Source organism: Paenibacillus wenxiniae (assembly GCF_039822605.1).
Taxonomy (GTDB): Bacteria; Bacillota; Bacilli; order Paenibacillales; family Paenibacillaceae; genus Saccharibacillus; species Saccharibacillus wenxiniae.
This window is the reverse complement of the sequence record NZ_JBCGUH010000042.1, coordinates 1-1,005: the sequence shown is the minus strand read 5'-3', so window position 1 is coordinate 1,005 and position 1,005 is coordinate 1. Positions and strand designations below refer to the sequence as shown.

Here is a 1,005-nt window from a genome sequence, read left to right as displayed (position 1 = left end):
ATAGGTTGGAGGTGGAAGTGCAGCAATGCATGGAGCTGACCAATACTAATCGGTCGAGGGCTTATCCTACTTCTAAATACGCGGTGATTCGTTTCGGATTCAGTTTTCAGGTGATTAACATCTGTACTCGGTATCTTTTATAGAGGCATTCGATGTTCTCGACGAAGATTCCACGAAGTGAATGCTTCGAAAACCAACGTTTGGTGATGATGGCGGAGGGGTTCCACACGTACCCATCCCGAACACGACCGTTAAGCCCTCCAGCGCCAATGGTACTTGGACCGCAGGGTCCTGGGAGAGTAGGACGTCGCCAAGCGAACAAGCAAGACCTCACAGCTTTAGTCGATAAAGCTGGCTTCTAGTAAGCTACCGCTCTATGGAGCGGGTACTATTCCCTGATAGCTCAGTTGGTAGAGCACTCGACTGTTAATCGAGTTGTCACAGGTTCGAGTCCTGTTCGGGGAGCCATGCTCTCATAGCTCAGTAGGTAGAGTGCATCCATGGTAAGGATGAGGTCACCGGTTCGATCCCGGTTGAGAGCTTGTTATAACTTTTCACTTTTTAATAAGGCCCGTTGGTCAAGGGGTTAAGACACCTCCCTTTCACGGAGGTAACAGGGGTTCGAATCCCCTACGGGTCATCTCTTTATTCTTCTCCTAAAAGAATAAAGATGTAAAGGTTTGTCAGTGCCTATCTGGCCTGGGAAATACGCTTGAACATTTGTATTGACGGCATTACCTTTACGACTAATACTATGGAGACTTAGCTCAGCTGGGAGAGCATCTGCCTTACAAGCAGAGGGTCGGCGGTTCGATCGCGTCAGTCTCCACCATCGTTTTTCTTAAACGTTGGGGATTAGCCAAGCGGTAAGGCAACGGACTTTGACTCCGTCATGCATAGGTTCAAATCCTATATCCCCAGCCATTAAGAGCCATTAGCTCAGTTGGTAGAGCACCTGACTTTTAATCAGGGTGTCGAAGGTTCGAGTCCTTCATGGCTCACCAT

6 tRNA genes and 1 rRNA gene are annotated in these 1,005 nt (G+C 48.6%); all 7 read left to right on the top strand.

The features are described 5' to 3' along the window. Positions 1 to 199: 199 nt before the first annotated feature. The 7 genes from rrf (at position 200) to AAHF22_RS23710 (ending at position 1,004) form a co-directional block, all read left to right on the top strand. A 5S ribosomal RNA gene (gene rrf, locus AAHF22_RS23740) occupies positions 200 to 316 on the top strand. Positions 317 to 392: 76 nt separating this feature from the next. Beyond that, positions 393 to 468: transfer RNA gene (locus AAHF22_RS23735), tRNA-Asn, on the top strand. Between the two features lies 1 nt (position 469). Further along, positions 470 to 542: transfer RNA gene (locus AAHF22_RS23730), tRNA-Thr, on the top strand. A gap of 26 nt (positions 543 to 568) precedes the next feature. After that, positions 569 to 640 (top strand) — tRNA-Glu (locus tag AAHF22_RS23725). 116 nt (positions 641 to 756) lie between these two features. Next, a tRNA-Val gene (locus AAHF22_RS23720) sits at positions 757 to 832 on the top strand. Between the two features lie 17 nt (positions 833 to 849). Further along, a tRNA-Gln gene (locus tag AAHF22_RS23715) sits at positions 850 to 924 on the top strand. A 4-nt stretch (positions 925 to 928) separates the two neighbouring features. Then, positions 929 to 1,004, top strand: a tRNA-Lys gene (locus AAHF22_RS23710). Position 1,005 lies beyond the last annotated feature (1 nt).